The organism is Micromonospora sp. KC723, from assembly GCF_004348595.1.
Taxonomy (GTDB): domain Bacteria; phylum Actinomycetota; class Actinomycetes; order Mycobacteriales; family Micromonosporaceae; genus Micromonospora.
In genome coordinates this window covers 1-8315 of record NZ_SMKD01000189.1, presented here as the reverse complement: position 1 = coordinate 8315, position 8315 = coordinate 1, and the positions used below count along the sequence as shown (strand labels likewise).

Genomic DNA, 8315 nt, shown 5'->3' with positions numbered 1-8315 from the left:
GGGGTGGCCCGGCGGGGCAGCCCGGCCTGCGGCTGGTCGACGACGATGCCCTCCAGCACCACCGGGCCGCCGGGCCGGTGGTGCACCACCACCGGCTCCCGCTGTTCGGGTGCCACCGGCTCACCGAGCGGGTCGCCCAGCGGGTCGGCCGGCGGCGGGTCGCGGAACTCGTCGCGCAGGTCGTCGTGGAAGTCGTCGTCGACCGGGCGGCCGGCCCACGGCGGGGCCTCCTGCGCGATCAGCACCTCGTCGACCGGTTCGGTGTCGGTGTACTCCGGGGGCAGGTCGGCCACGCCGGCGCTCTCGGCGTGGGTGGGCACCTCGTCCCAGAGCACCCGGATGTGCCGCTGGTCGTCCAGCGCCACCCGGATCGGCAGGGTCTGCCCGAGCGACGGCCACTTCGCCACCGGCACCCGCGGCTCGATGATCTTCTTGGAACGGGGCGGCATGCCGGGCGCGTCGATCACCAGCTGGAGCTCGCAGCGGCCGAAGGCGTACTGGGTGGGGGGTTCGGAGGCGCTGTGCACGTGCCCGACACCGATCACCCAGGTGCGCCCGCCGGCGCGGACGGTGGCCAGGGCGACGGCCAGCACCAGCATGGCCACACCGAGGGCCACGATCGCCCAACTCGTCATGCCGAGGCCGAACAGCACGACGAACGTGGCCACGGTGCCCAGCACCGCGGCGATCAACTTGCGTACCGGCGCGATCGGGCGGTTCCCGCCATTCGCCACAGTGGACCTCCCGGGGGTCATGGCCAGGCTAGGCCGAACCGGCAACCGAGGGAAGGAGCAGCCGCCGGGCCGACACCGGGACCGGGTCGGTAGGCTGACCGTACCCAGCCAGACCGTCTTCCGCGCACAGGAGGAACCCAGCGTGTCCAGCAGCCCGGACGAGCGCACGCTCGTACTGATCAAGCCCGACGCGGTCCGCCGGGGCCTGGTCGGTGAGATCATCTCCCGTTTCGAGCGCAAGGGCCTGCGGATCGACGCCATGCAGACGAGGACGCTGGACGGCGACTTCGCCGACCAGCACTACGCCGAGCACGTGGACAAGCCCTTCTACCCGCCGCTGAAGGCGTTCATGACCGGCGGGCCGCTGGTGGCGCTGGTGCTCTCCGGTGACCAGGTCATCGAGGTGGTCCGGGGCATGATCGGCGCCACCGACGGCCGCCGGGCCGCCGCCGGCACGATCCGCGGCGACCTGTCCCTGTCGAACCGGGAGAACCTGGTGCACGCCTCGGACTCCGTCGACAGCGCCAAGCGGGAGATCGCGCTCTGGTTCCCCACGCTGGGCTGAACCGTCCGGACGCCCGGGCCGGTGATCCGGCCCGGGCGTCGTCGTGTTCGGGGCACGGCGCCGACAACCGCCGTTGAGGTGCCGGTCACCTCGCCCGGCGGTGGCGGTCATGTGGGCCCGGTAGACCGACCTGGTTGATCCGTTTCCAGGGAGGAACGATGACCGAACTCGACCGACGTACCCTGCTGCGCGCCGGCCTGGTCGCCGGCGCGGGAGTGGCCGGCGGCGCGCTGCTCGGCGGCTCCGGGGCCGTCGCCGCACCCGCCTGGCGGCCCGCCGGGCGGCCGGTGCTCACCCACGGCGTGCAGAGCGGCGACGTCACCGCCGACTCGGCGCTGGTCTGGACCCGAGCCGACCGGCCGGGCCGGATGTTCGTGGAACTCAGCCGCCGCCCCGACCTGCGCGGGGCGCGGATGCTGCGCGGGCCGGTGCTGGACCCGACCGGTGACTTCACCGGGCGGCTGCGGCTGCGCGGCCTGCCCTCCGGGGAGCGGCTGTACTACCGGGTCCGGGTGGAGAGCCTGGACCGGAACGGGCTGTGCGGCGAGCCGCTGCGCGGCTCCTTCACCACCGCCCCAGGCCGGCACCAGCGGCGGGACGTGCGGTTCGTGTGGACCGGGGACATCGCCGGCCAGGGCTGGGGAATCGCGCCGGAGTTCGGCGGGATGAGCATCTTCCGGGCGATGCGTGCCGCCCGTCCCGACTTCTTCCTGTGCAGCGGCGACACCGTGTACGCCGACGGCCCGCTCGCCGAGACGGTGACGCTGCCCGACGGCCGGGTCTGGCGCAACCTGGTCACGCCCGAGAAGAGCAAGGTCGCCGAGACGCTGGCCGAGTACCGGGGACAGTACGCGTACAACCTGCTCGACGAGCACCTGCGCGCGTTCGCCGCGGAGGTGCCGCAGGTCAACCAGTGGGATGACCACGAGGTCACCAACAACTGGTACCCGGGGGAGATCCTCACCGACGCCCGCTACACCGAACGGCGGGTCGACGTGCTCGCCGCGCGCGCCCGGCAGGCGTTCGGCGAGTGGCTGCCGGTCCCGGCGGACGGACCGCTGTACCGGCGGCTGTCGTACGGGCCGCTGCTGGACGTGTTCGTGCTGGACATGCGGACGTACAAGGACCCGAACGACGGCAACACCTACGCCGACCCGGCACGCGGCCTGCTCGGCCGGGAACAGCGGCAGTGGCTGGTCCGGGAGCTGACCCGGTCCCGGGCGACGTGGAAGGTGATCGCCGCCGACCTGCCGCTCGGCCTGGTGGTGCCGGACGGGCCGGGGGCGCAGGAGGGTGTGGCGCAGGGGGACCCGGGCGCCCCGGCCGGGCGGGAGCTGGAGTTCGCCGAGGTGCTGCGGGCCGCGCACCGGGTCGGCGTGACCGGGATCGTGTTCCTCACCGCCGACGTGCACTACACCGCCGCGCACCACTACGACCCGGCGCGGGCGGCGGTCGCCGACTTCACACCGTTCTGGGAGTTCGTCTCCGGCCCGGCGCACGCCGGTGGGTTCGGCCCGAACCGGCTGGACGGCACCTTCGGCCCGGAGGCCGTGTTCGTGCACGCGCCGCCGCGCGCCAACATCTCACCCGCCGAGGGCTTCCAGCACTTCGGCGAGGTCCACATCGACGCCGAGAGTCGCGCCTTCACGGTCCACCTCCGCGACCGCGACGGCCGCTCCCTCTGGACCACCACGCTGCCGGCCCCCTGATCCGTCCCGACATCCCGCGCTGGCCATGCGGTCGTCGGCGGCTCACCGTCGACAACCGCATGGCCAGCGCGGGGTCGTCGTCGGTCTCTACGTCGAGTGCGGTGGCGAGGGTCTCCAGATCGACGTGCGCACGGCCTCCATGGTCATCGTTGCTCGACGACATCGATCATGGAGAGCTGTCGGTTCACCGCGTTCCTGTCCCGTACCCACAGGTGACCGGCGCGTGGGATTACTCGGCGGCGGCGCGGTGGGTGGGTCGAGTATCGTTGAACACCGTAAGGCGATGACCCGGCCATCACCGGCGAGCCTCCGGAAGAACAGCCGGGCAACCGGCCCAGTAGAACCGGACGGGTCCGGCCCGTCACAGCCGGCCAATGAGCGGGCGGTCGTACCTCGACCGCCAAGCGGGGTGGTACCGCGGGCCCACCCGGGAGCGCCGTCCAGGCGTACCCGGAGAAGCTCGTCCTCGCAGACCACAAGAGTGAGCTGCTGCTGAGGAGAGCGACCCCGATGGCCTACCCGTTGCACGACCCGACCGCCGCCGGCGTCCCGGCGAGCCCGGACCTGCCCGCGGTCGAGCGCCGGGTCCTGGAGCACTGGACGGCCGACAAGACCTTCGAGGCCTCCGTCGAGGCCCGGCCGACCGGCACCGACGGCAGGAACGAGTACGTCTTCTACGACGGCCCGCCGTTCGCCAACGGACTGCCGCACTACGGCCACCTGTTCACCGGGTACGTCAAGGACGTGGTGCCGCGATACCAGACCATGCGCGGGCGGCGGGTGGAGCGGCGGTTCGGCTGGGACTGCCACGGGCTGCCCGCCGAGGTGGTGGCCGAGAAGCAGCTCGGCATCACCAGCAAGGCGGAGATCCTCGACCTCGGCGTGGCCCGGTTCAACGAGGCGTGCCGCACCTCGGTGCTGGAGTTCACCCAGGACTGGGAGCGGTACGTCACCCGGCAGGCCCGCTGGGTCGACTTCGGCAACGACTACAAGACCCTCGACCTGGACTACATGGAAAGCGTCATGTGGGCCTTCAAGACCCTGTACGACAAGGGTCTGGTCTACGAGGGCTTCCGGGTGCTGGCGTACTGCTGGCGGTGCGAGACGCCGCTGTCGAACACCGAGACCCGGATGGACGACGTCTACCGGGACCGGCACGACCCGACCCTGTCGGTCTGGTTCGGGCTGACCCCCGACGAGTCCGCCCCCGAGTTGGTGCGCGGGCCGGTGAAGCTGGGCGTCTGGACGACCACGCCGTGGACGCTGCCGTCGAACCTGGCGCTCGCCGTCGGCCCGGACATCGAGTACGCGGTGCTGGAGCGCGACGGGCAGCGGTACGTCGTCGGAGCCGCCCGGCTCGCCGCGTACGCCAAGGAACTGGACGGGTACGAGCAGGTCGGCGTCGTGCGCGGCGCGGACCTGGTCGGCCGCCGCTACACCCCGCTGTACGACTTCCTGGTCCAGCAGGCCGGGGAGAACGCCTACCAGGTGCTCGGCGCGGACTTCGTCACCACCGAGGACGGCACCGGCGTCGTGCACCTGGCCCCGGCCTTCGGCGAGGACGACCAGAACGTCTGCAACGCCGCCGGCATCCCGACCGTCGTCACCGTGGACGACCACACCCGGTTCACCGCGCTGGTCCCGCCCTATCAGGGTGAGCAGGTGTTCGACGTCAACAAGCCGGTGATCCGGGAGCTTAAGGAGCGGGGGGTGGTGTTCCGGCAGGACACGTACACCCACTCGTACCCGCACTGCTGGCGTTGCGACACCCCGCTGGTCTACAAGGCCGTGTCGTCCTGGTTCGTGGCGGTGACGACGTTCAAGGACCGGATGGTCGAGCTGAACCAGCAGATCAACTGGACGCCCGGCCACATCAAGGACGGCTCGTTCGGCAAGTGGCTGGCCAACGCCAGGGACTGGTCGATCAGCCGCAACCGGTTCTGGGGCTCACCGATCCCGGTGTGGCGCTCCGACGACCCGGCCTACCCACGCGTCGACGTCTACGGCTCGCTGGCGGAGATCGAGCGGGACTTCGGCGTACGCCTGGCGGACCTGCACCGGCCGGCGGTGGACGAGCTGGTGCGCCCCAACCCGGACGACCCCACGGGTGCGTCGATGATGCGCCGGGTGCCGGAGGTGCTGGACTGCTGGTTCGAGTCCGGGTCGATGCCGTTCGCCCAGGTGCACTACCCGTTCGAGAACCGCGACTGGTTCGAGCACCACTACCCGGGCGACTTCATCGTCGAGTACATGCCGCAGACGCGTGGCTGGTTCTACACCATGCACGTGCTGGCCACCGCGTTGTTCGACCGGCCGGCGTTCCGCAACTGCGTCAGCCACGGCATCCTGCTCGGCTCGGACGGGCGCAAGATGTCCAAGAGCCTGCGCAACTACCCGGACGTCTACCACGTGTTCGACGCGTACGGCTCGGACGCGATGCGCTGGATGCTGATGTCCTCGCCGGTGGTGCGCGGCGGTGACGCGCTGGTCACCGAGGCGGCCATCCGGGACGCGGTGCGGCAGGTGCTGCTGCCGCTGTGGAACGTCTGGTACTTCTTCTCGCTCTACGCCAACGCCGACGGCTACCGGGCGAAACGGAAGGTGGCCGCCGGGCCGACCGGCGGCGGAGCCGCCGGCGACCTCCTCGACCGGTACGTGCTGGCGAAGACGAACGAGCTGGTGTCGACGGTCCAGGCGCAGATGGACGAGTACGACATCTCCGGCGCCTGCGCCACCGTCCGGTCCTACCTGGACGCGCTGACCAACTGGTACGTGCGCCGCTCGCGGGACCGGTTCTGGTCCGGCGACACCGAGGCGTTCGACACCCTGTGGACGGTGTTGGAGACGCTCTGCCGGGTGGTGGCGCCGCTGGCGCCGCTGACCGCCGAGGAGATCTGGCGGGGCCTGACCGGCGAGCGGTCCGTGCACCTGACCGACTGGCCGTCCGCGGCGGAGTTCCCGGCCGACCACGACCTGGTCGCGGCGATGGACGCCGTGCGGGACGTCTGCTCGGCGGCGCTGTCGCTGCGCAAGGCGAAGGGCCTGCGGGTCCGGCTGCCGCTGTCGAGGCTGACTGTGGCCTCGCCGGTGGCGGGGCAGTTGCGGCCGTTCGCCGACCTGGTCGCCGACGAGGTCAACGTCAAGGTGGTGGAGTTCACCGACGAGGTGCAGAACCACTGCCAGCAGGTGTTGACCGTGGTGCCCCGGGCGCTCGGCCCGCGGGTCGGCAAGGCCGTCCAGCAGGTCATCAAGGCGGTCAAGGCGGGGGAGTGGGAGTTGGTCGACGGCGCCCCGGTCGCCGCCGGGGTGACCCTCGCCGAGGGCGAGTACGAGTTGCGCCTGGTCGCCGCCGACGCCGAGCACTCGTCGCCGCTGCCCGGCGGCGAGGGCGTGGTGGTGCTGGACACCGAGGTCACCCCGGAGTTGGCCGCGGAGGGGCTGGCCCGGGATGTGGTCCGGGTGGTGCAGCAGGCCCGCCGTGACGCCGACCTGGACGTGTCGGACCGGATCGTGGTGGCGTTGTCGGCCGCCGAGGAGGTCCGGGCGGCGGTGTCGGCGTACCGCGACTTCGTGGCCCGCGAGGTGCTGGCCGACAGCGTCGACTTCGTCGAGGGCGTCGACGGCTTCGCCGGCGAGGTCGGCGAGGGAGAGCGGGTGACGGTGGCCGTGCGGCGGCTGTGACCTGTCGACGGGTGGTCCGGTGGAGTGTCGCGTCGCCGGACCACCAGTCGGGCGGACGGCTACCCGCTGGGGTGGACGGGCAGCGGTCCGCTACCGTGACACCGCCTGTTCGTACGCGACCGCCGGAGGACCAGTGCCCCTGCTCTACACCATCGGCAAGCTCACCGTGGCGCCCGCGCTCCGGTTGGCGTTCCGCCCGACCGTGGAGGGGTTGGAGCACATCCCGGAGACCGGCGGGGCGATCTTCGCCGGCAATCACCTCTCCGTCGCCGACGAGCTGTTCCTCGGCACCGTGGTCCCCCGTCACCTGGCGTTCTGGGCCAAGTCGGAGTACTTCAACGGCGTCGGGGCGAAGGGGGCGTTCTCCAAGTTCCTCCTAACCGGTCTGGGCGCGATCCCGGTCGAGCGGGCCGGCGGGCGGGCGGCACTGTCCGCGTTCGACGCCGCCATCCCCGCGTTGCGGGCCGGTGACCTGGTGGCCGTCTATCCGGAAGGGACGCGCTCGCCGGACGGGCGGCTCTACCGTGGGCGCACCGGCGCGGCCCGGCTCGCCGTGGCGGCCGGCGTGCCGATCATCCCGGTCGGCGTGATCGGCACCGACAAGGCCCAGCCGATCGGGGTCCGGGTGCCCCGCCCGGGCAAAGCCAAGATCATAATCCGGTTCGGCAAGCCGCTGGACTTCACCGGCCGCCCGGACGACCGCACCTCGCTGCGGGCGATGACCGACGAGCTGATGGCCGAGATCCAGACGCTCACCGGTCAGGAGTACGTGCCCCGCTACGCCCCCAAGCGTGGCGAACCCACCTCTGCCTGACCCCGCCTTCCCGCCAGCGCCGCCCCGCCGTCGCCCCCTGAGCCGGCCCCGTGGGCGGGTGCCCGGACAGTGGCCTCGCTCGGCTCTACGCGGTGGTGACGATCTGGGCGCGCAGGGTCTCCAGCAGGCGGGCGCTGTCGTCGACCGATAGCCGGGTGAAGACCCCGGTGGTGATGCTGCCGTGGTCGACCGAGGTGCAGACCACCACGCCGCCGTCGTCCGTGCGACCCGTGGCGCACCTGGAATGCCGGCCCCGGACCCCGGTCTCCACCGGCTGCGGGGTGTCCAGCCGGTAGGTGTCGGTCAGCCGGGTCATCTCGTCGTCGGCGTCCGACTCGGGGCTGAACCGGAAGCCGGTGGTGCCGAAGACCGTCACCCGCTTGCCGTCGCTGGTGTCGTAGACACCGGCGAAGACGTCCTCGGCGATCAGGTTCGCCGCGCGTACCTCAACCGTCAACTGGTCGGCGGTGACCTTGCTGCCGGGGTCGGTGCGTAGCGTCAGGTCGGCCACCACCGGGGGCAGCGCCGCGTCGGCCGGGTACTGCTCCCACACCGGCTTGCCGAACCAGGCCGGGCAGCCGCAGCAGCAGGCCAGGCTGAGTAGCAGCACCCAGGGCCAGCGGCGGCGCCTTCGGCTCCGGCCGGGCCCCTTGGGGGTCTGCCCGCCCGGCGGCGGCGCGACCGGCTCCGGCCGGCGGCCCCGGCGCTGGTCCGGCGGCCGGGCCGCCGGCGGGGCGGGAGGTGACACCGGGTGCGGCGGCGACACCGGGCGGGACACCGGTGGCGCGGGGTACCCGGGCGTGGCCGGGTGG

Annotated in this window: 4 protein-coding genes and 2 pseudogenes; 4 read left to right on the top strand and 2 right to left on the bottom strand. The window is 72.3% G+C overall.

Annotated features, from left to right (window positions below):
- Positions 1-734 (bottom strand): annotated as a pseudogene (locus E1165_RS26475) (glyoxalase/bleomycin resistance/dioxygenase family protein); the annotation flags it as partial.
- 142 nt (positions 735-876) lie between these two features.
- Between E1165_RS26475 and ndk the strand changes: the two are divergent.
- From ndk to E1165_RS26450, 4 genes are all read left to right on the top strand, one after another.
- On the top strand, positions 877-1299 hold the full coding sequence (ndk, locus tag E1165_RS26470; RefSeq protein WP_132394446.1) for a nucleoside-diphosphate kinase: 423 nt from the start codon (positions 877-879) through the stop codon (positions 1297-1299).
- 158 nt (positions 1300-1457) lie between these two features.
- Positions 1458-3008, top strand: coding sequence for an alkaline phosphatase (locus E1165_RS26465; protein WP_132394445.1), 1551 nt, complete (start codon positions 1458-1460; stop codon positions 3006-3008).
- A gap of 510 nt (positions 3009-3518) precedes the next feature.
- On the top strand, positions 3519-6689 hold the full coding sequence (ileS, locus tag E1165_RS26455; RefSeq protein WP_132394444.1) for an isoleucine--tRNA ligase: 3171 nt from the start codon (positions 3519-3521) through the stop codon (positions 6687-6689).
- 133 nt (positions 6690-6822) lie between these two features.
- Positions 6823-7503 carry a 1-acyl-sn-glycerol-3-phosphate acyltransferase gene (locus E1165_RS26450; RefSeq protein ID WP_132394443.1) on the top strand — a complete coding sequence of 227 codons (681 nt, stop codon included), beginning with the start codon at positions 6823-6825 and terminating at the stop codon, positions 7501-7503.
- An 85-nt stretch (positions 7504-7588) separates the two neighbouring features.
- Here the strand turns inward: E1165_RS26450 and E1165_RS26445 are convergent.
- Positions 7589-8315, bottom strand: a pseudogene (locus E1165_RS26445) (hypothetical protein); the annotation flags it as partial.

Coding starts and splice junctions, on each gene's coding strand:
- ileS (WP_132394444.1), top strand. CDS start 3,519: ATGGCCTACCCGTTGCACGACCCGACCGCCGCCGGCGTCCCGGCGAGC.
- E1165_RS26465 (WP_132394445.1), top strand. CDS start 1,458: ATGACCGAACTCGACCGACGTACCCTGCTGCGCGCCGGCCTGGTCGCC.